The sequence below is a fragment of the Caulobacter vibrioides genome (assembly GCF_002310375.3).
GTDB classification, from domain to species: Bacteria; Pseudomonadota; Alphaproteobacteria; order Caulobacterales; family Caulobacteraceae; genus Caulobacter; species Caulobacter vibrioides_D.
Window position 1 is genome coordinate 3,832,881 of the sequence record NZ_CP023315.3, and the last position, 19,199, is coordinate 3,852,079.

Consider the following 19,199-nt stretch of genomic DNA (forward strand, 5'->3'; position numbering starts at 1 on the left):
GCATTAACCCTGGCGCGGCGAGATGTCGCACACCCGACATTCTTGCCGCTTTTTTGATCAGTGCGCTTCATCCCAGTTGCCGGCGGCACGCGCGTCAACCGTGAGGGGAATCGACAAGGCCACGGCCGGCTCGGCCGCGTTCTCCATCACCGCCCGGATCACGTCGCAGGCGCGTTCGGCCTCGGCCTTGGGCGCCTCGAACACCAGTTCGTCGTGCACCTGCAGCAGCATTCGGGTCGACAGGCCGGCGGCGTCCAGCGCCGCAGGCATGCGGATCATCGCCCGCCGCATGACGTCGGCGGCCGCGCCCTGGATCGGCGCGTTGATCGCCGCGCGCTCGGCGAACTGGCGGTGCGCGGCCGACTTGGCCTCGATGTCGGGGATGTTGATCTTCCGGCCAAAGATCGTGCTGACATAGCCGTGCTCGCGCACGAAGGCCTTGGTCGCGTCCATATAGGTCTGGATGCCCGGGAAGCGCTCGAAATAGGTCTTGATATAGGCCCCGGCCTCGCCCTGGCTGATGCCCAGCTGGTTGGCCAAGCCAAAGGCGCTGATGCCGTAGACGATGCCGAAATTGATCGCCTTGGCGCGACGACGGATCATCGGGTCCATGCCCTCGATCGGCGTGTCGAACATCTCCGAGGCCGTCATGGCGTGGATGTCCAGGCCCTCTTGGAAGGCCTTCTTCAGCTGCGGGATGTCGCCGATATGGGCCAGCAGGCGCAGTTCGATCTGGCTGTAGTCGGCGCTGATCAGCACATGGCCCGGCGCGGCGACAAAGGCCTTGCGGATCTTGCGGCCTTCCTCGGTGCGCACTGGGATGTTCTGCAGGTTCGGGTCCGAGGACGACAGACGCCCCGTGGTCGTGGCCGCCAGGGCGTAGGAGGTGTGCACCCGCCCCGTCGACGGCGCGATCGCCGCGATCAGGTTCTCAGTATAGGTGCCCTTCAGCTTGGAGAGCTGGCGCCAGTCCAGCAGCACGCGCGGCAGCTCATGCTCCAGGGCCAGGCTCTCCAGCACGTCGCTGTCGGTCGACCACTGGCCGGTGGCGGTCTTCTTGCCGCCCTTCATCTGCATCTCGCCAAACAGAACATCGCCGATCTGCTTGGGACTGCCGAGGTTGAAGGGGCGTCCCACCAGTTCCTGGGCGCGCGCCTCGAACTGCGCCATGCGCAGCGAGAACTCGTTCGAGAGCAGGCGCAGGGCTTCGGGGTCCACGCGGACGCCGTTGTTCTCCATCATCGCCAGCACCGCCGGCATCGGACGCTCCAGCGTCTCATAGACGGTCGACAGGCTCGCCCGCGCCAGCTGCGGCTTCAGATGGTGGTAGAGCCGCAGGGTGACGTCGGCGTCCTCGGCGGCGTAAGCGGTCGCCTCGGGCAGGGCCACGTGCTTGAAGCTAATCTGGCCCTTGCCGCTGCCGGCCACCTGCTTGAACGGGATCGGCTTGTGGCCCAGATGCAGCTCGGACAGCTCGTCCATGCCGTGGCCGTGCAGACCCGCCTCCAGCACATAGCTGATCAGCATGGTGTCCTCGATCGGCGCGACCTGGATCCCGTGCCGGGCCAGCACGGCGATGTCGTACTTGGCGTTCTGCGCGACCTTCAGCACCGCCGGGTCTTCCAGCAGCGGCTTCAGGGTTGCGATGACGTCGGCCAGCGGGATCTGCTCGATGTCGGCCGGGGCCTCGAAGGCCAGGCCGTCGGCCTTTTCGCAGTGGCTGATCGGGATGTAGCAGGCCTCGCCCGGCGCGGTCGCCAGCGACACCCCGCACAGCCCCGCCGTCGCCGATGACAGCGCGTCGGTCTCGGTGTCGAAGGCGACCAGGCCCTTTTCCGTCGCCTTGGCGACCCAGGCCTTCAGGGTCTCCAGATCGCGGATGCAGACATAGGCCGCGTGGTCGATCTTCACCGGCTCGACTGGATGGGCGGCGGCGCGGGCGGCCGCGCCCATGTAAGAGACGCTGACCACTGGCGCCTTGGGCGGCGCGGCGGGGCGATCCAGCGTGCCGGGCGTCGCGGCGGCCGAGCCGTCGCCGACGCGGCGGGCCAGCGAGCGGAACTCCATCTGCTCCAGGAAGGCGGCCAGGGCCTCCTTGTCGGGCTCGCGTACCGTCAGCTCTTCCAGCGGCTGGGGCAGCGGGGTGTCGCAGTCCAGCTTCACCAGGGCCCGCGACAGGCGGATCTGGTCGGCGAAGTTGATCAGGGTCTCGCGGCGCTTGGGCTGCTTGATCTCTCCGGCGCGCGCCAGCAGCGTGTCGAGGTCGCCATACTCGGTGATCAGCTGGGCGGCGGTCTTGATGCCGATGCCCGGCGCGCCCGGCACGTTGTCGACGCTGTCGCCGCACAGGGCCTGAACGTCGACGACCTTCTCAGGGTACACGCCGAACTTCTCGAACACCTGCTCCCGATCGATGCGCACGCCCTTCATCGGGTCGTACATCGAGACGCCATCGCCGACGAGCTGCATCAGGTCCTTGTCGGACGAGACGATGATCGCCTCGCCGCCGATGTCGCGGGCCTTGCAGGCATAGGCGGCGATCAGGTCGTCGGCCTCATAGCCCGGCAGCTCGATGGCCGGGACGCCAAACGCCAGCGTGGCCTCGCGCACCAGCGGGAACTGCGGGATCAGGTCCTCGGGCGGCGGCGGACGGTGGGCCTTGTACTGGTCGTAGAGGGCGTTGCGGAACGTCTTTTCCGAATGGTCCCAGATCACCGCCAGGTGGGTGGGCGTGTCGCCCTGCATGTCGCGCAGCAGCTTCCACAGCATGTTGCAGAAGCCCTGCACCGCGCCCACGGGCAGGCCGTCGCTCTTACGCGTCAGCGGCGGCAGGGCGTGATAGGCGCGGAACAGATAGGCCGAGCCGTCCACGAGAAAGAGCCGGACGGCCGGGCCGTCCTGGGTCAGTTCGGAAGCGTTCGGAAGCGGGGGCGCGGCGGCGTCGGTCATGGCCGGCAACATAGGGGGCGCGGCGCGCGTCGGGAACCCTTCGGCGACCCCGCCCACAGAAACCGCCGTGCCTCAGTTCCTGGCTTGGCGGGGGGCGGAGCGGCGGCCATAAGAGCGCCCGTGTACGTCCCTCCCGAATCCCCAGAACTCGACCGCGCGCGCGACGTCCTGCGCCGCACGTTCGGCCATGCCGACTTCCGGGGCTTGCAGGCCGGCGTCATCCACGAGCTGCTGACCGGCCACAGCGCTATGGCGGTGCTACCCACCGGCGGCGGCAAGAGCCTGTGCTACCAGATCCCGTCGCTGATCCGGCCGGGCCTGGGCCTCGTCATCTCACCGCTGATCGCCCTGATGGCCGACCAGGTGCAGGGCCTGCGCCAGGCGGGCGTCGCGGCCGAGCGGCTGGACAGCAACATCTCGATGGACGAGCGCTCGGACATCTGGCGGCGCATCGACGCCGGCGAGGTGGATCTGCTGTATCTGTCGCCCGAGGGCCTGATGCAGCCCTGGATGCTGGATCGCCTCTCGCGCACGCCGCTGGCCCTGATCGCTGTCGACGAAGCCCACTGCGTCAGCCAGTGGGGCCATGATTTCAGGCCCGAGTATCGGATGCTGGGCCGGCTGGCCGAGCTGTTCCCCGACGTGCCGCGCCTGGCCGTCACCGCCACCGCCGACGCCCGCACCCGCGATGACATCCGCGCCGAACTGCGCCTGCAGGGGGCGGCCGAGTTCGTCGACAGCTTCGCCCGCCCGGAACTGGCGCTGAGCGCCGAGCGCAAGCGCGGTAAAGGTCATGACCGGGTGGTCGAGCTGGTTCTGGAGCGCCCTGGCCGTTCGGGCGTCATCTATGCCGGCTCGCGCGACGGCACCGAAAAGCTGGCCGAACGGCTCAACGCCGAGGGCGTGCCGGCGCTGGCCTATCACGCCGGCCTCGACAAGGCCGTCCGCGCCCGCCGGCTGGAAGACTTCCTCGAGGCCGATGCGGCGGTGATGGTCGCCACGATCGCGTTCGGCATGGGCGTCGACAAGCCCGACGTGCGTTATGTAATCCACGCCGATCCCCCGGCCGCCATCGAGGCCTACTGGCAGGAGGTCGGCCGCGCAGGGCGCGATGGTCAGCCCGCCGAGGGCATCACCCTGTATGGCTCGGCCGACATGGCCTGGGCCGGCCGCCGGATCGAGACCCGCGAGGCGCCCGACGAGGTCAAGCAGGTTCAGTCGCGCAAGCTGCGCCAGTTCTACGCCATGCTGGAGGGCGTCACCTGCCGCGCGGCCGCCGTGCGCCGCTATTTCGGCGAAGAGGGCGTCGGCCGCTGCGGGGTCTGCGACATCTGCGTCTCGCCGCCCACCGGGATCGACGCCACGCAGGCCGCCCAGAAGGCGCTGTCGGCCGTGCATCGTCTGGGCGGCCGGCTGGGACGCGGGCGGGTCATCGAGCACCTGATGGGCAAGACCAAGGACGTCACGCCCCAGGAGGCGCAGCTACCGACCTTCGGCATCGGCCGCGAGTTCAGCCAGCCGACCTGGCGCGATCTCTTCGACACCCTGATCTTCGAGGGCCTGCTGCGCGAGGACCCCAATGACGGGCGGCCGCTGGTCGGCTTGGGCGACGTCGAGGGTGTGCGGCAGGTCTATCGCAACGAGCGCAAGGTCGCGCTGCGCCAGACCACCGACGCGCCCGACAGCGGCGGCCGCGCGGGGGGCGGCATACGCAAGCGCCGCGAGGGCCGCGCCCTCACCATTCCTCCGGAAAACCAGCTCTTGTTCGAGGCGCTTCGGTCCTGGCGCAAGGAGCAGGCCCAGCTGCAGCATGTGCCGCCCTACGTGATCTTCCACGACGCCACCCTGGCCGAGATCGCCGCGGCGCGACCGACCAGCCTCGCGACGCTGGGCAAGGCCGGCGGCGTTGGTCAGGGCAAGCTCGATCGCTATGGCGAGGCGGTTTTGAAGGTGGTGCGCGAGAACTAATCGGCGCGCGGCGAGTTCTCCTTAGGATCAAGCCGAGGAGCCCCCATGACCGACATCGCCAGCTTCACCCCGTCAGACCTCAAGACCGCTATGGACGGCGTCGCCACCACCACCGCCGAGAAGACCCAGCACGCCAAGGACGCTGCGCTGAAGGCCGTTAAGGCCGCCCGCGAGACTGCGAGCGAGGTCGCTGAGCAAACCCGCACCTTCGCCGCCGAAAAGGCCCGCGTCGGCGCAGCCTGGACGACCGAGAAGGCCAAGGTCGCCCACCACGTCGCCGAAGAGCATCCGATGGGCGTGGCGCTCGGCGCCTTCGCCATCGGCCTGGGCCTTGGCTTCCTGATCTCGCGCAGCAGCCGCTAAAAGCACAACGCCGGGCGGGCCTGTCCGCCCGGCCCTAAAGGCTGAGACGCTCGGCGTTCACGCCCGCCGCCCGCCAGGCGGCGAGGCGGGCGAACGCCAGGGTCAGCGCCTTGCGCCGCGCAGGCGCCAGCGGCGTCAGCGGCGCCTCGCGGACCACCGCCCCGCCAAAGCCGTCGGCCACCAACAGGCCGGGCTCTTCCGGTAAAATCCCGTCGGGAAAGTGGGGCGCGACCGCGAAATAGAAGGCGTCGCAGAATGGCGCGTACTCGCCCCATTTTCGGTCGACCCGGAAATCCTCCAGTCCCGACTTCACCTCGACGATCAGCACGTCGCCCTTGGGCCCCAGGGCCATGAGGTCGGCGCGTCGGCCGTTCGGCAGCGTCACCTCCGCCAAGGGCGCATAGCCCAGGTCGACAAGCAGCCGCGCCGCGCCGCGCGTCACGGCCAGCGTGGTTTCGGGGCGGGAGAGCGCCAGCTCGATCATCACGTCCATCGCCGCGATCATGTTCCAGCTTTGTTCGCCGATCAAGTCACTCGGCCGATCGCGCCGAGTCTGGCCTTCATCGCCCCCTCCCCCTAAAGACGGCCCATGTCCGGCGCCCGCGCTCCCCTCCTGCCCTATGCGGCGCTCTTGGCCGCGATCGTCACGCTGTGCGTGGGGACCTCGTTCGCCAAGACCCTGTTCCCGCTGGTCGGCGCCCAGGGCGTCAGCGCCTATCGGGTGGGCTTCTCGGCCCTGATCCTGCTGGCGATCTGGCGCCCGTGGCGCCATCCGCTGTCCCGCGCCGACCTGCGCACCGTGGCCATGTACGGCGCGGTGATGGGGACGATGAACCTGTGCTTCTACATGTCGATCCGCACCATCCCGCTGGGCCTGGCCATCGCCATCGAGTTCATGGGTCCGCTCGTCTTGGCCGTGGCCCATTCGCGGCGCCTGATCCATTTCGTCTGGATCGCCCTGGCGGTCCTGGGCCTTGGCCTGTTGCTGCCGATCAATCCCGGCGCCGAGCCGCTCGATCCGGTCGGCGTCGGCTATGCCTGCGCGGCGGCGGTGATGTGGGCGCTCTACATCATCCTGGGCAAACGAACGGCCCATCTGCACGCGGGACGCTCGGTGGCGCTGGGCATGACCACCGCGGCGCTAATCGTCGCGCCGATCGGCGTCGTCTCGGCCGGCGCGACGCTGTTCGATCCAAAGATCGCCGCCCTGGGCCTGGTGGTGGCGGTGCTGTCCAGCGCCATCCCCTATTCGCTGGAGATGATCGCCCTGCGCGGCATCCCCAAGCGCAGCTTCGGCGTCCTGCTGAGCCTGGAGCCGGCGGTGGGGGCCCTGGCGGGGCTGGCGATCCTGCATGAGCGCCTGGCGCTGACCCAATGGCTGGCGATCGCCGCCATCGTCGCGGCCTCGGCCGGAACGATCCTCTCCACGCCCGCCGAGGCGGTCAGCGAGGACGCGCCTTAAGCTCTCGCGCCGCCCGCCGCGACGAACCACCCATTGCGGAAGCTCTGATCGGCCTTGCCATAGAGGAAGGGCGAGCCGTCCGGCTGCACGAAGGTTCCACCGGCGGCGACCAGCACCGCGTGGCCCGCGGCCGTATCCCACTCCGAGGTCGGACCGTGACGCGGATAGATATCGGCCGAGCCCTCGGCGATCCGGCACATCTTGATCGAGCTGTCCATCGGCGTGCGAAGGTCAAAGCCGTACTCGGCGGCCAGTTCGGTGGCCTTGTCCTCGCGCATCGTGTGGCTGATCAGACCCAGGGCCTGGCCGGTCGGCCAGGGCCGGACCCGGATCGGCGCTTCGGGCGCGTCCGGTCCCGCGCGCTTGGCCGCGCCGTCGGCCGTGGTGAACCACACCTCGCCCGTCGCCGGGGCGCAGACCGCGCCGGCGATCGGAACGCCGTGATCGATCAGACCGATGTTGACCGTAAAGTTCGGATCGCCGCGCACGAAGGCCTTGGTGCCGTCGACCGGATCAACCAGGAAGAAGCGCGGTCCGACGGCGTCGGGCGTGCCGAACTCGCTGGCGTCTTCCTCCGAGATCACGGGGATGTCGGGATAGAGCGCCGCCAAGCGTTCCAGGATCAGGCGCTCGCCGGCGCGATCGGCCTCGGTCACCGGGCTCTCGTCGGCCTTCTGGGCGACAGCCAGCTCAGTGCGCCAGAACGGCAGGATGACCAGGGCGGCTTCCTCGGTGATCTTGGCCAGGGCCCGACCCCATTCCGCCAGATTTTTATCGCTCATGCCTGTCCCCGGGGGTCGTCGCCGACGAAGACCAACCGCACCCGCGTGGCGTCGATGGTCTGCTTGCCGGCCTCTTCGAAATTCACCGTCACGCGGTGGCCGATCACGGACTGCACCTGACCCAGGCCCCAGTCGGGCTGGCCAGGATGGCGCACGAGCACGCCGGGCTCTAGGAACGGATCGATCACAGCCGCTTCCTTAGGGCCTGTCCGCGCGCGATGAAATCCGCGACGGGCCCAACCGGTGCGTTATTTTCTCCGAGCGGCGATCGCTGCGCGGCGCCGGGTCCAGTTTGCGAAAGACTCAAATCACGGCAGAGTTCGCCGCCATGACCGACACCGTCACCGAGACCGCCGCCCCCGTGTCCCCCGAGACCGACGTCCAGGGCCCCGACTTCGCCGCCATGCTGGCTGCGCGCCTGTGTCACGACTTCATCAGTCCGGCCAGCGCCATCGTGTCGGGCCTGGACCTTCTGGAAGACCCCTCGGCCCAGGACATGCGCGACGACGCCATGAACCTGATCGCCTCGTCGGCCCGCAAGCTGGCTGACCTACTGCAGTTCACCCGCGTCGCCTTCGGCGCGTCGGCCTCAGCCGAAAACTTCGACTCGCGCGAGCTGGAAAAGCTGGCGCAAGGCGTCTTTGCGCACGTCCGTCCGACCCTGGACTGGCAGATCGAGCCTCAGGCGATGAACAAACCCTCGTCGCGCGCGGTGCTCAACATCGCCCAGATCGCCGCCAGCGCCCTGCCGGCCGGCGGCGTCGCCATCGTCAAGGGCGTGGCCGCCGACGGTCGCTTCTCGATCATCGCCGACGCGGCGGGCCCGCGCGCGCGCCTGCGTCCCGAAGTCCTGGCGGGCCTAAAGGGCGAACCCCTGGCCGAGGGCCTGGGCGGCCCCTGGGTGCAGGCGGCCTATCTGAACGCCCTGGTGCGCGCGGCGGGCGGCCAGATCGCCGTCGAGATCGGCGAGGACCGCGCCTCGCTCGCCGCCTGGGTGCCCGCTTAAACTTTACACGCTCATCCGCCCCGATCCGGGTTTAGCAAACCGCTCCTTAACCAGCAGCCGCGCATGGTGGCCGCCTGGAGTGGAGCGCGCCGTGAAGACCTGTCTGGTGGTCGACGACAGCCGGGTGATCCGCAAGGTCGCCCGCCGAGTCCTCGAGGACATCGGCTTCGAGATCGCCGAGGCCGCCGATGGCATGGAGGCCCTCGCGTGGTGTCGCGCAGCCATGCCTGACGCCGTGCTGCTGGACTGGAACATGCCGGTGATGAACGGCATCGACTTCCTGCGCCAACTCCGCACAGAGCCCGGCGGCGCGACGCCCAAGGTCGTATTCTGCACGGTCGAGAACAATCCAGACCACATCCGCGCCGCGCTCGATGCGGGCGCGGACGAGTACATCATGAAGCCCTTCGACGGCGATATCATCGAGGCGAAGTTCGCCGAGGTTGGCCTGCTGTGACGCCCGAGGACATGGACCTGCTGGCGGCTCTGGGCCGCGCGCGCGCCGGCGTGCGGGTCGAGACCGAAAAGCCCTATCTGATCGAAAGCCGCCTGGCCCCATTGGCGCGCCGCGAAGGCTACGACTCGATTGACGCGCTGATCTCGGCGCTACGCACCAAGCGCGAGGATCGGCTGATCTGGGCCGTGGTCGAAGCGCTGTGTCGCAGCGAGACCACCTTCTTCCGCGACCGCGAAACCTTCGCCCAACTGCGGGACCAGATCCTGCCGGCCCTCTCGCATCGTCGGCGCGAAGCGCCGATCCGGATCTGGAGCGCCGCCTGCGCTACGGGTCAGGAGGTCTATTCGATGGCGATCGCCGCCGCCGAAGCGCCTAACCTGGCCAGCGGCACGCGCTTCGAGTTCTTCGGTTCGGACCTTTCCGAGCGCAGTCTGGAGAAGGCCCAGGCGGGCCTCTACACCCAGTTCGAGGTCCAGCGCGGCCTGCCCATCCGGATGCTGATCAAGTACTTCGAGAACCAGGACGACACCTGGGCGATCTCGCCTCGCATCCGCCAGACCGTGCGCTGGAAGCGGATCAACCTGCTCGCGGACCTTTCGGCGATGGGCCGGTTTGACGTGATCCTGCTGCGCAATGTGCTGGGGGGCATGGACGCCTCGCTGCGGGGCAAGGTGGCCCGCTCGCTGGCGGCGCTGCTGCCCGACGACGGCGTTCTGGTGCTGGACGCCGAGGACGACGCCTCGGAGATCGACGAACTGCTGACGCCCGCGCCGGGCGGCCGGGGCATCTATCTGCGCGATCCGTCCATCCGAGCAGTCGCCGCATAGGCCTTGCTTGGCGCGCGCGCCACCGACGCGCCGCCCACCAGCGCGCCCATGGCTTCTCGTAGTCGCGCCGCGCCCCCCACGGGCGCCGGCGTCAGCGCCGCGAACGCCGGCGCGAGCTTTCGGAAGAGAATCGGCGGCGCTTGCGGGCCGATGATCGCCTCGTGCAGATTCATGAGATCGACCACCGCGCGAGCGGCCTTGCGCCACGCCACGGGCGGACTGACGGGGTGCGGCGCCGGCGCGCGACAGTCCAAGAAGTCGGGCCGCAAGCCGCAGCCGTCCTCGATCGCGGTTTCAATCCGGCGCGCATAGGCCTGGTCGCGGGCCAGGCGATCGACATCCACCACCAGGTCGGCATGCGGCAACGCCTTGAGGTAGGACTGCAGCCATACCGCCAGGAAGGCCTGGAAGGACACGCTGGCGGGCGCGCGCTTGAGCCGGGCGCGGACCGCCGCGATCCGATCGGTCAACGGCCGCGCCCCCTCGAACCCCTCGCCAAGAAGCGCGACGGAGACGTCGCCACACCCCTCCATCTCCGAGAGCAACACGTAGTGGCAGAGTTCGAAATAGGTCGGACGCGGCCGACGGCGCAGCGAATAGAACGACAGCCATTGCTGGACCGGATCGCGGATCAGCACGATGTGGAAGCCGTCAAAGCGCCGCTTGAGCCAGCCGGCGCGGCCCAGGGTGCGACAACAGGCCAGCACCGGGACCTCGCCCCGCTCACGCGCGGCGGCGACCAGCCCCTCGACATAGACCTGCTGCTCCAGATCACTGGCCTCCGGCTCTATCCAGAAACGGTCCAGCGCAAAGCCTGGATCGAACCCCCGCACCCCGCCGGCCGGATCCAGCACGACGTCGAACTCGCGCAGATAGGGCGTCTCTCCGCCGGGGTGGCGCAAACCGCTGTTGTCCGGCGTCTGGGCGTTGATCGTCTCGGCGGTGACCCGGGCGAGCTGCTCATGGAACGGCTCGTAATAGGCCCGTACGCCGGGCGACGCGCGAAAGCGATGCCAGACATAGGTGCTGGAACAGCGCCAGCCGCTATGGATGAAGACGGTCGTCGGGTCGGATGGCGGCAAGCGGCTCTAATCCCCAATATGGGGAGAGCTTCGCGATGAAAGTTTTCAGTCCGATATCGCAAATACGGCCCAAGGTTGCGCCGGCGCAACACACGGACGAGCCCTGAAACGAAAAAGGCCCGTCGGCGGACCGGCGGGCCTTGTACGGACTTCAGAGGCTTAGTTGCTCTTCACGTCCCGGGCCGTGTCCGTGACGGCCTTGCCGGCCGAGGAGACATCCTTACCCGCGCCTTCGACCGTGTTGCAGGCCGCGACTGACAGGGACGCGGCGAGGACGGCGAGGATCACCAGTTTACGCATCATTTTCTCCGCTGTTCGCCTTGGGCCAGGGCGGCCGGGGCGTCTGAACCATTGCCCTTGCAGAACGCCAGCAGCGAAGCTGGGTTCCGGATCAGACGGCGACGGTCGGCGCCTGGGGCGTGGGGAAGGTCAGGCGCACCGTCAGGCCGTTCGGTTCGCGGGTTTCGAACGCGACCTTGCCCCGGAGCTGGCGGGCGAAGGCGGTCATCAGGGTGCGGCCGACACCGCCGCCAAGGCTGTCCGCCGCCCCCGGGCCATCGTCGCTGATCGACAGCTCAGCCTCCTCGCCCCGCACGTGGAAGCCGACGACCAGGGTCCCGCCGCCGGGTCCGAAGGCGTGCTTCTGCGCATTGGTGATGGCCTCGACCGCGAACAAGGCGATCGGCGCCAGGCGATCGGGATCGATGACCAGCGGATCGGCGTGGACCTCGGTCCGCACCAGCCCGCCCGAGCCGCCGAAACCGCCCATGTCATTGGCCAACAGCTGGGCGGTCAGCTCCTCAAGGAACGGCCGCAGATCCACTCGTTTCAGATCCGGCCCCTGGTAGAGCGCGCGGTAGATCTGGGCCAGGGCCGTGATCCGCTGACGCGTGTCGTTCATCGCCGCCTTGGCCGCCGGGTCGCCCAGGGCCCGCTGCTGCATGTTGAGCAACGAGGTGATGATCTGCAGATTGTTCTTCACCCGGTGATGGATCTCGCGCATCAGCGCGTCCTTCTCGGCCAGGCTGTCCCTCAGCGAGGCGTCGCGGGCGACGATCGCGCCGGCCATGGCGTCCAGCGTCGAGGCCAGTTCGCGGATTTCCGGCGGCGCGCGCTCGGCCTGCAGCGGGCGCACGGTGAAGCGTCCGCGCGCATAGATGGCCGCCACGCGCTGCAGGTAGACGATCCAGCGGATCACACCGCGCTCGGCCGCGTACAGCACCGCCGCCAGCGCCAGGAAGAACGCCAGCAGCGGCAGGAGCAGACGCGAGATCGGGTTGATCGACGCCCACGACAGCAGGCCCGGCGACGGCGCCGAGAGGATCACGAACACGTTGTCATCGACCAGCGGCGCGGCGGAATAGTTGCGATTGCGCCCCTCGAGGTCCTTGCCGCTCCACAGCACGGACTTTTCACGCGCCGCGATCTCTCGCCAGCCCGGGTGAGGCTCGCCGAACGCCTTTGGACTGGTGGCGGCGAACACGCGACCGTTAGAGTCAGCCAGGGCCACCTCCGCGCCGTCCGGCATGAAGCGATTGGTGGTTTGAAGCTTGAGCTCACGAAGGGTGAGTACGGCCGCCATCGCGCCGTCGAAGCGCTCGGGCGTTCCTGCGCGGACGGCGGCCAGCACCGCCGGTTCGTCGGCGTAGACCGCGCCCGGCGCGGAGGCGACGACCATGTCCTGACTGGCGCGCAAAGCCTGAAACCAGGCGCGCGCGCCGCGCTGGCTGTCCGAGGGCGTGGTCGCCGCGGCGCAGGCCACCCGGCCCCGCGCGTCAAACCGGATCAGGTTGGCGTAACCGGGCAGTCGGGCGCGGACATCGGCCAGGCGCTGGGCGCACTCTAGGCCCACTGAGCCCGGCCCCAGGGTTTGCAGGAGGACGCCCGCGGCCTCGATGCGGGCGCGGGCGATCGTCGCGCTGTGCCCGGCGGCCAGCTCCAGGCTCTGGCGACGCGCGTCGGCTTCGGCGCGGAAGGCGAAGATCGACTGCAGGCCGCCCAGCACGAGCACGGGCAGCAGCGCCACGCAGAGCGCAACGGCCAATCGGACACGAATGGAGGTGGCGGCCCGGGCGGCGCGACCGGTGAAGGCGTTCACCGCAGAGAGCTCAATCGCTCCGCGTCCGCCAGGATCGCCCTCATCGCATCCCCCGCCGCCGCCCCGTCGCGGTCATAGGCGCCGGTTTCGAGAATGGCCTGCAAGGCTCGGCGCGCGCGGCTGACCCGGCTCTTCACCGTGCCCACGGCGCAGTTACAGATCTCGGCCGCCTCCTCGTAGGCGAAGCCGCCGGCCCCGACCAGGATCAGCGCTTCGCGTTGTTCGGCGGGCAGCATCGACAGGCCCAGGCGCAACTCGTCCAGCGCCACGGGCGCTTCGGGGTCGTCGACCGCCACCAGGGTGCGTTCAGCCGCCTCCTGGTCGAGCTGGCTCTGACGCCAGCTGCGCCGCTTTTCCGAATAGAACTGGTTGCGCAGGATCATGAAGGTCCAGGCCTTCATGTTGGTGCCCAGCTGGAAACTGACGCGGGCGTCCCAGGCCTTCATCATGGCGTCCTGCGCCAGGTCATCGGCGGCGGTGGGATCCCCGCTCAGCGTGCGGGCGAAAGCGCGCAGATGCGGGATCAGCGTGACCAGTTCGCGTTTGAAGATACTGTCGCGGACAGGGTCCGGTGGCGAGCGCCCAGCCTGGTCCTCGGCCATGCTCACTCGCCCCCCGCCGGAGGCTCGGCCTTGCGGAGGATGGCGAGAAACTCGTCGGGAACCGGCTCGTTGACGACCTCGTCAAACATCTGCCGCAGCTTAACGCCGATCGCCTGCTGACGCAGGCGGGCCTCGTCCAGCGCCGCGGCGCTCTTGCGTTTGTCTTCCATGGGTACGTGTTCGATCATGTCCTCGACGCCGACGTTGATCGGCGCCCGCCCCCTTTGGCCGAATGTCTTTCCGCCAGACGACAACGTGGTTTTCCGTACCCGGTTCCATAAGCTTGGGCATAAGATGGCAAAATTCCGCTCCGGGCGGAACCGCCGAGTTGAGCGAGCGTTATCGACCTTCGACGGAACGGCGTAGCTTCGCCGTTCGTTAGTAGATTTTCGAAGACACCGAATCGGGAGGGGTCATGAGTCTTCTTGCTCGTCTGGCGCCGCATTTGCCTTATATCCGCCGCTACGCTCGCGCCCTGACCGGCGATCAGGCGACCGGCGACCACTATGTCCGTGTGGCGCTGGAGGCCCTGGCGGCGGGCGAGCTTGCGCTGGACGCGAACCTGTCGCCGCGCGTGGCGCTGTATCGGGTGTTCCACGCGATCTGGCTGAGCTCCGGCGCGCAGCTGGAGGCGCGTCGCGACGAGGCCTCGCACACCGGCGATGACGCCGCCCAGCGCCTGATGCGCATCGCGCCCCGCTCGCGCCAGGCGTTCCTGCTGACCGCCCTGGAAGGGTTCACGCCCACCGAAGCCGCCCAGATCCTGGACTGCGACTTCGGCGAGGTTGAGCGGCTGATCGGCGACGCCCAAGCCGAGATCGACGCCGAACTGGCGACCGAGGTCCTGATCATCGAGGACGAGCCCGTCATCGCCGCCGACATCGAGGCGCTGGTCCGCGAGCTTGGCCATGAAGTCACCGACATCGCCGCCACGCGCGGCGAGGCCGTCGAGGCCGTCGCCCGTCGCACGCCCGGCCTCGTCCTGGCCGACATCCAGCTGGCCGACGGCTCGTCGGGTATCGACGCGGTCAAGGACATCCTGGGCCGCATGGACGTGCCGGTGATCTTCATCACCGCCTTCCCCGAGCGCCTGCTGACCGGCGAGCGCCCGGAGCCGACCTTCCTGATCACCAAGCCGTTCCAGCCGGAGACGGTGAAGGCGGCCATCGGTCAGGCGCTGTTCTTCCACCCGCGCCGCACCGCCAAGGCGGCCTGAGCGGTTTAGACTGATCGTCGAATGGAAACGGCCTCCCTCTGGGGAGGCCGTTTTTCATTGGCGTTGCTGACGTCAGACGCCGAGTTTCGTGCTCGCCCTTCGACAAAGGACGACAGCCGACCTCCGCGACACGAAAGCCTCATCCTGAGCTTGTCGAAGGACGAGGACGACGCTCCGATCAGCGCGGCGGCTGCTTGGTCGGGCGCAGCATGCCGACATCGTAGCCCAGCGCCTTGGCGCGCGCCGTCAGCGCCGTGCGATCCGCTTCCGACGGCGGCTGGCGCGACAGCAGCCACAGATAGCGCCCCGAGCCTTCGCCGACGATCGCCCAGCTGTAGTCGTCGGCGCGATCCATGATCCAATAGTCGCCGAAGAACGGGCCGAAGAAGCTGACCTTCAGCTTGGCGTTGGTCGTGGTGTCGACGACCTTGGCCTTGCCTTCAGCGGTGCGGACGGTACCGTCGACCGCGCCGTCACGGCAGGTGTTGAGCACCCGGATCAGACCGTCAGGGCGCATGGAATACTCGGCGGTGACGCCCTCGCACCCCTTCTGGAAGCGCATGTCGTAGCGCGCCACCTCGTACCACTTGCCCAGATAGCGATCGAGCTCGACCGACTTGGCCGGCTGCGGCGGCTTGGCGTTGCCGACAGGTCCCGACGCGCAGGCGGCCAGGGTCGCCGTCAGCGTCAGCAACACAGGCAGGGCGAACAGCGACTTGCGCATGTTGTCTCCGGAAGGACGTTGCTCTGCGATACGCGCGGAGCGCTCCGGCGGATGTCGGCAGCTTATCAAAACGACGACCGCCCCGCCGGAGTTCCGGCGGGGCGGGGCGACGTCGCAGGAAGGTGGGATCCTACTCGGCCGCGATGCTGACCGCCGCCACCGGCCGGTCCTTGAAGTTGATGGCTTGGAGGTAGCGGATGCCTTCCTCGGCGATATCGTCGCCGACCATGCGCTCGCCTTCGTCCTTCAGCTCGGCCAGGTCCACGTACATGGCGTAGAAGGCCTTGGTGCGATCGGTGATGATGCCGGCGTTCAGCAGCGTCTTCACCAGCACCCGGAAGATGTTGGTCTGTTCCTTCATGTTCTCCCGACGCACGTCGTCGGTCATGATCTTCCCGTACTCCTCGACCACCTTGTCGGGATCCAGGCCAAACTCGCGATAGAGATCCAGCTGCTGGTGCGGCGAAACCAGGTTGAACAGCAGGGTCTGGAAGCAGTGCGCCGCCCAGTCCTCAATGATCGCATGCTCTTCGGGCGACAGCTTGGGCACGGTGCGGTCGGCCCAGATCTTCCCGAACTTGTGGTGGAAGGCCTCGTCGGTCATCACCAGCTGCAGCAGCTTCTTGCCGACCGGGTCATTGATGTTGTTGTAGAAGGTGGCGAAGGCGCCCATGGCCAGGCCTTCCACCAGCATCTGCATGCCGATGATCTTCTTGTAGACCTCGGGCGAGCCGATGATCTCGACCAGCAGGGTCTTCAGGGCCGGGCCGCACTCAACGGGCTTGCCCCAGCGGGCCTTGATGTACTTGGCGAAGCCGGTCACGTGGCGGGCCTCTTCGCGCGTCTGGTTGGCGGCGTATTCCTGGGCGCCCTGGTCCTTCAGGACGTGGCAGAGGCTGGCCGACAGGTTCAGCGCGCCTTGCTCGCCGTGCAGGATCGACGAGAAATTCCGCAACACCGACTGGTTGATGAACCGCGTGCGAACCTTCGGATCCGACAGGTGGTTCGACACGTAGTCGGTCGACAGGGCGATGACCATTTCCTCGGGAACCAGCGGCTGGTTCTCCATGTCGAACGGCTCGTCGAAATCGATATAGGCCTTGTCCAGCGGATCCCAGAAGTGGTCGTGGGTCGCGGAGATGATCTTGTCGAACGCGCTGGAGCGGTTGTTGTACCGGTCGAGTTCGAGCATCGACTCGAAATCGTCCGGCGCCACCGCGTCATACATGGCGTCCTTGGTGATGTTCTTGTCCGTCATGGCGGCGCTCCCTAATTCGGCCGATCGACTGGGATCTGGGGTCGCCGAGGCCCGTCTTGCGCGGATCTTCGGCTATCTAAACAGTGTCAACTCAAGACTTGATCGCGGTCAAATGAAAAATGACGCCGCCGTCAGGTTCGCCCAGTAGGGGTATTGCGAGGAATGATGAGAGTCTTCGTTCTGACGGGCGCCGGCGTCTCGGCCGAGAGCGGTCTGGGCACCTTCCGCGACAAGGATGGCGTCTGGACCAAGTACGACCTGAACGAGGTGGCGACGCCGCAGGGTTTCGCCCGCAATCCGGCCCTGGTGCGCGACTTCTACAACGCCCGCCGCGCCAACCTCGCCGGGGCCAAGCCGAACGCGGCGCATCAGGCGCTGGCGCGTCTGGAGGCGGATCTGGCCAAGCGCGGCGGCTAACTGTTTCTCTGCACCCAGAATGTCGACGACCTGCACGAGAAGGCCGGGTGCCGGCGCGTGATCCACATGCATGGCGAACTGGCCGTCACCCGCTGCCATCATTGCGAAGCGACCTGGCCCGATACGGGGCCGCTGAAGCCCGACACCGTCTGCGCCGCCTGCGGACGCGACGGCGGGGCGCGGCCGCATGTCGTCTGGTTCGGCGAGATCCCGCTCTTCATGGACGCCATTGAGGACGCCCTCTCGCGCGCCGACCTCTTCGTCTCGATCGGCACCTCGGGCTCGGTCTATCCGGCCGCCGGATTTGTCAGCGAGGCGCGGGCGATGGGGATCACCACCTGCGAGATCAATCTGGAGCCCTCGGCCAACGCCTATGTGTTCGACGAGAAGGTCTACGGCCCCGCCAGCGAGGTCGTGCCGGCCTGGGCGGAGCGGTTGCTGGCGAAGCTCTAGGCCAGCCGCGCCACGCCCCATTCGCACCAGCCCAGCGGGCGGGGCGTCTTGGGCATGTAGCGCTGCTCGACCTCGTCCAGGGAAAAGCCCGCCGCCTCCACGGCGCTCGCCACCGGCCGCGTCAGGTGGCACCCGCCGGCCATCCGCTTCCACAACGGCTCCAGACGACGCTGCCAACGCGAGACCTCGGCGTCGGGCGACAGGCCGTGCTCGCAGAACAGGAAGCGGCCATCGGGGCGCAGCACCCGACGGGCCTCGGCCAGCACCGCCGTCGGCGATCGCACCGAACACAGGGTGAAGGTGCACAGCACGGTGTCGAAACTGGCGTCGGCGAACGGCAGGCGCTCCGCCTCGCCGGCCTGGATGTCGACGACCAGGCCGTCCGGACGCGGCGCCTGCTCGGCGATCGCCCGCAGCTCTGGCGACGGATCGACGCCCGTCACGCGCTTTGCCTTGGTCGGGTCATAGTAGGCCAGGTTCAGGCCGCCGCCGATCCCCAGCTCCAGCACCTCGCCCTCGGCGCGGGGCGCGACGCGCCGCCGCTGGGCCTGGATCGCCGGCGCGCCACAGGCGCAGCAAAGCAGCTTCGGCAGGACGTTGCGCGCGTACCAGCTGGACATGATTGGTCCTCCCCCGTTCAGGAGAGCGGCCCGATCAGCCCAAGGTCAAGCCAGGCTGACGATGACGGACGCCCGCTCAGCGCCCTTCCAGCGCCGCCAGCACGGCCGGCTGCAGGCGCGCCAGCTCGGCCAGCCGCTCGACCAGCGCCTCGCGACTGTCCAGGGCCAGGCCGTCCCGCAGACGGGCCATCCGGTCCTTGACCTTGCCCAGATCGGCGGCGTTGGCGGCGCTGACCACGGCCGCCTGGTGCTTGCAGGCGCCGAACTTCTCAAAGCCCGGGCAGGAGCAGGCCCCTTCGCCCGCCGGCGCCCATAGCTGGACGACATAGAGGTCACCGACACTGCCGGTGACGTGGGCGGTGACCTTGTCGTCCTCGATCGACACGAGGTCGACCGCGCCCGCCTCAGCCATGGCCACGCCGGTGTCGAACCAGCGCTCGTCCATGCGCTCGCGCCAGGCTTCGGTGTCGAAGAAGCTCATGCCTCGTCCTCGATGCGGTGGATGTCGTCGTCCGACAGGCCGAAATGATGGCCGATCTCGTGGACCAGCACGTGGGTGATCAGATCGCCGAGACTCACGTCGCCGCGCTCGGCCCATTCGTCCAGGATCGGCCGCCGGTAGAGGAACACCCGCGAGGGCTCGGCCCCAAAGTCCAGCACCGACCGGCTGGCGAGATCGACGCCCTGATAGAGGCCGGTCAGCTCGAAGGCGTCCTCGATGCCGAGGCTGTCGAGGACCTCTTCGCTGGGAAAGTCATCGACCCGGATCACCACCTCGCCGGCCAGGTTGCGAAACGCGGCGGGCAGGTCGTCGAAGGCCTGCTTGGCCAGGACGGCGAAATCGTCGAGCGACGGGGCGAGGCGATCGGACCAGGTCATCAGGTTCACATAGAGCGATTGGCGAAGATCGCCATA

General features: G+C 68.4%; 21 protein-coding genes and 1 pseudogene. 8 read left to right on the forward strand and 14 right to left on the reverse strand.

From position 1 onward, the window contains the following. Positions 1–57: 57 nt before the first annotated feature. On the reverse strand, positions 58–2,949 hold the full coding sequence (polA, locus tag CA606_RS18230; RefSeq protein WP_181242681.1) for a DNA polymerase I: 2,892 nt from the start codon (positions 2,947–2,949) through the stop codon (positions 58–60). Between the two features lie 120 nt (positions 2,950–3,069). Here polA and recQ point away from each other — a divergent pair, with 120 nt between their 5' ends. Both recQ and CA606_RS18240 read left to right on the forward strand, forming a co-directional pair. Beyond that, on the forward strand, positions 3,070–4,917 hold the full coding sequence (gene recQ / locus CA606_RS18235) for a DNA helicase RecQ (protein ID WP_096053236.1): 1,848 nt from the start codon (positions 3,070–3,072) through the stop codon (positions 4,915–4,917). A gap of 45 nt (positions 4,918–4,962) precedes the next feature. Beyond that, complete coding sequence (locus tag CA606_RS18240) at positions 4,963–5,280, forward strand: hypothetical protein (RefSeq protein WP_096053235.1); 318 nt, start codon at positions 4,963–4,965, stop codon at positions 5,278–5,280. 34 nt (positions 5,281–5,314) lie between these two features. On the opposite strand, the gene mmcB is transcribed toward CA606_RS18240, so the two are convergent. Then, the gene (gene mmcB, locus CA606_RS18245) at positions 5,315–5,773 is read right to left on the reverse strand and encodes a DNA repair putative endonuclease MmcB (RefSeq protein WP_096053954.1); all 459 of its coding nucleotides are present in this window, start codon (positions 5,771–5,773) and stop codon (positions 5,315–5,317) included. 96 nt (positions 5,774–5,869) lie between these two features. Between mmcB and CA606_RS18250 the strand changes: the two genes are divergently transcribed. Beyond that, positions 5,870–6,742, forward strand: coding sequence for an EamA family transporter (locus CA606_RS18250; RefSeq protein WP_096053234.1), 873 nt, complete (start codon positions 5,870–5,872; stop codon positions 6,740–6,742). On the opposite strand, the gene cysQ is transcribed toward CA606_RS18250, so the two are convergent. Both cysQ and CA606_RS18260 read right to left on the reverse strand, forming a co-directional pair. Continuing rightward, complete coding sequence (gene cysQ / locus CA606_RS18255) at positions 6,739–7,524, reverse strand: 3'(2'),5'-bisphosphate nucleotidase CysQ (protein ID WP_096053233.1); 786 nt, start codon at positions 7,522–7,524, stop codon at positions 6,739–6,741. The two genes, CA606_RS18250 and cysQ, sit on opposite strands and share 4 nt — an antisense overlap. Beyond that, positions 7,521–7,712 (reverse strand): DUF3553 domain-containing protein, encoded by a 192-nt coding sequence (locus CA606_RS18260; protein ID WP_024265963.1) that lies wholly within the window; start codon positions 7,710–7,712, stop codon positions 7,521–7,523. The genes cysQ and CA606_RS18260 overlap by 4 nt, the downstream gene beginning before the upstream one ends. 140 nt (positions 7,713–7,852) lie before the next feature. On the opposite strand from CA606_RS18260, the gene chpT reads away from it, so the two are divergent. From chpT to CA606_RS18275, 3 genes are all read left to right on the forward strand, one after another. Next, the gene (gene chpT / locus CA606_RS18265; RefSeq protein ID WP_096053232.1) at positions 7,853–8,530 is read left to right on the forward strand and encodes a histidine phosphotransferase ChpT; all 678 of its coding nucleotides are present in this window, start codon (positions 7,853–7,855) and stop codon (positions 8,528–8,530) included. Between the two features lie 79 nt (positions 8,531–8,609). Beyond that, the gene (locus CA606_RS18270) at positions 8,610–8,987 is read left to right on the forward strand and encodes a response regulator (RefSeq protein ID WP_181242682.1); all 378 of its coding nucleotides are present in this window, start codon (positions 8,610–8,612) and stop codon (positions 8,985–8,987) included. Then, complete coding sequence (locus CA606_RS18275) at positions 8,984–9,814, forward strand: CheR family methyltransferase (RefSeq protein WP_096053230.1); 831 nt, start codon at positions 8,984–8,986, stop codon at positions 9,812–9,814. Before CA606_RS18270 ends, CA606_RS18275 begins: the two co-directional genes overlap by 4 nt. Here CA606_RS18275 and CA606_RS18280 read toward each other — a convergent pair. From CA606_RS18280 to CA606_RS18300, 5 genes are all read right to left on the reverse strand, one after another. Further along, positions 9,775–10,896, reverse strand: coding sequence for a hypothetical protein (locus CA606_RS18280; RefSeq protein WP_096053229.1), 1,122 nt, complete (start codon positions 10,894–10,896; stop codon positions 9,775–9,777). The two genes, CA606_RS18275 and CA606_RS18280, sit on opposite strands and share 40 nt — an antisense overlap. Positions 10,897–11,055: 159 nt before the next feature. Next, positions 11,056–11,199 carry an entericidin A/B family lipoprotein gene (locus CA606_RS18285; protein WP_096053228.1) on the reverse strand — a complete coding sequence of 48 codons (144 nt, stop codon included), beginning with the start codon at positions 11,197–11,199 and terminating at the stop codon, positions 11,056–11,058. 88 nt (positions 11,200–11,287) lie between these two features. Then, positions 11,288–12,994 (reverse strand): sensor histidine kinase, encoded by a 1,707-nt coding sequence (locus tag CA606_RS18290; protein ID WP_096053227.1) that lies wholly within the window; start codon positions 12,992–12,994, stop codon positions 11,288–11,290. After that, a complete protein-coding gene (locus tag CA606_RS18295; RefSeq protein WP_096053226.1) occupies positions 12,991–13,596 on the reverse strand; it encodes a sigma-70 family RNA polymerase sigma factor in 606 nt (201 codons plus the stop codon). Before CA606_RS18295 ends, CA606_RS18290 begins: the two co-directional genes overlap by 4 nt. 2 nt (positions 13,597–13,598) lie before the next feature. Then, a complete protein-coding gene (locus tag CA606_RS18300) occupies positions 13,599–13,784 on the reverse strand; it encodes a NepR family anti-sigma factor (RefSeq protein ID WP_096053953.1) in 186 nt (61 codons plus the stop codon). Positions 13,785–14,011: 227 nt separating this feature from the next. On the opposite strand from CA606_RS18300, the gene phyR reads away from it, so the two are divergent. Further along, positions 14,012–14,812, forward strand: a complete 801-nt coding sequence (phyR, locus tag CA606_RS18305; protein ID WP_096053225.1) for an anti-anti sigma factor/receiver protein PhyR — start codon at positions 14,012–14,014, stop codon at positions 14,810–14,812. 178 nt (positions 14,813–14,990) lie between these two features. Here the strand turns inward: phyR and CA606_RS18310 are convergent, their stop codons facing one another. Further along, on the reverse strand, positions 14,991–15,536 hold the full coding sequence (locus tag CA606_RS18310; RefSeq protein ID WP_096053224.1) for a lipocalin family protein: 546 nt from the start codon (positions 15,534–15,536) through the stop codon (positions 14,991–14,993). 130 nt (positions 15,537–15,666) lie between these two features. Further along, complete coding sequence (locus CA606_RS18315) at positions 15,667–16,794, reverse strand: ferritin-like domain-containing protein (RefSeq protein WP_096053223.1); 1,128 nt, start codon at positions 16,792–16,794, stop codon at positions 15,667–15,669. 153 nt (positions 16,795–16,947) lie between these two features. On the opposite strand from CA606_RS18315, the pseudogene CA606_RS18320 reads away from it, so the two are divergent. After that, positions 16,948–17,664: pseudogene (locus CA606_RS18320) on the forward strand (NAD-dependent deacylase). On the opposite strand, the gene CA606_RS18325 reads toward CA606_RS18320, so the two are convergent. Genes CA606_RS18325 through CA606_RS18335 form a run of 3 tightly spaced genes read right to left on the reverse strand, consistent with a single transcriptional unit; the run spans position 17,661 to position 19,163 of the window. Further along, positions 17,661–18,305 carry a class I SAM-dependent methyltransferase gene (locus CA606_RS18325; RefSeq protein ID WP_096053222.1) on the reverse strand — a complete coding sequence of 215 codons (645 nt, stop codon included), beginning with the start codon at positions 18,303–18,305 and terminating at the stop codon, positions 17,661–17,663. The pseudogene CA606_RS18320 and the gene CA606_RS18325 sit on opposite strands and share 4 nt — an antisense overlap. Before the next feature lie 55 nt (positions 18,306–18,360). After that, positions 18,361–18,765 (reverse strand): SWIM zinc finger family protein, encoded by a 405-nt coding sequence (locus CA606_RS18330; protein ID WP_096053221.1) that lies wholly within the window; start codon positions 18,763–18,765, stop codon positions 18,361–18,363. Continuing rightward, a complete protein-coding gene (locus tag CA606_RS18335) occupies positions 18,762–19,163 on the reverse strand; it encodes a metallopeptidase family protein (RefSeq protein ID WP_096053952.1) in 402 nt (133 codons plus the stop codon). The genes CA606_RS18330 and CA606_RS18335 overlap by 4 nt, the downstream gene beginning before the upstream one ends. Between the last annotated feature and the right edge of the window lie 36 nt (positions 19,164–19,199).

What these genes read in the sequence shown, in the direction of transcription:
- CA606_RS18315 (WP_096053223.1), bottom strand. Translation starts at nt 16,794, where the DNA reads ATGACGGACAAGAACATCACCAAGGACGCCATGTATGACGCGGTGGCG.
- mmcB (WP_096053954.1), bottom strand. Translation starts at nt 5,773, where the DNA reads ATGGACGTGATGATCGAGCTGGCGCTCTCCCGCCCCGAAACCACGCTG.
- CA606_RS18300 (WP_096053953.1), bottom strand. Translation starts at nt 13,784, where the DNA reads ATGATCGAACACGTACCCATGGAAGACAAACGCAAGAGCGCCGCGGCG.
- phyR (WP_096053225.1), top strand. Translation starts at nt 14,012, where the DNA reads ATGAGTCTTCTTGCTCGTCTGGCGCCGCATTTGCCTTATATCCGCCGC.
- polA (WP_181242681.1), bottom strand. Translation starts at nt 2,949, where the DNA reads ATGACCGACGCCGCCGCGCCCCCGCTTCCGAACGCTTCCGAACTGACC.
- CA606_RS18330 (WP_096053221.1), bottom strand. Translation starts at nt 18,765, where the DNA reads ATGAGCTTCTTCGACACCGAAGCCTGGCGCGAGCGCATGGACGAGCGC.
- CA606_RS18240 (WP_096053235.1), top strand. Translation starts at nt 4,963, where the DNA reads ATGACCGACATCGCCAGCTTCACCCCGTCAGACCTCAAGACCGCTATG.
- CA606_RS18295 (WP_096053226.1), bottom strand. Translation starts at nt 13,596, where the DNA reads ATGGCCGAGGACCAGGCTGGGCGCTCGCCACCGGACCCTGTCCGCGAC.
- chpT (WP_096053232.1), top strand. Translation starts at nt 7,853, where the DNA reads ATGACCGACACCGTCACCGAGACCGCCGCCCCCGTGTCCCCCGAGACC.
- CA606_RS18310 (WP_096053224.1), bottom strand. Translation starts at nt 15,536, where the DNA reads ATGCGCAAGTCGCTGTTCGCCCTGCCTGTGTTGCTGACGCTGACGGCG.
- cysQ (WP_096053233.1), bottom strand. Translation starts at nt 7,524, where the DNA reads ATGAGCGATAAAAATCTGGCGGAATGGGGTCGGGCCCTGGCCAAGATC.
- CA606_RS18250 (WP_096053234.1), top strand. Translation starts at nt 5,870, where the DNA reads ATGTCCGGCGCCCGCGCTCCCCTCCTGCCCTATGCGGCGCTCTTGGCC.
- CA606_RS18335 (WP_096053952.1), bottom strand. Translation starts at nt 19,163, where the DNA reads ATGACCTGGTCCGATCGCCTCGCCCCGTCGCTCGACGATTTCGCCGTC.
- CA606_RS18285 (WP_096053228.1), bottom strand. Translation starts at nt 11,199, where the DNA reads ATGATGCGTAAACTGGTGATCCTCGCCGTCCTCGCCGCGTCCCTGTCA.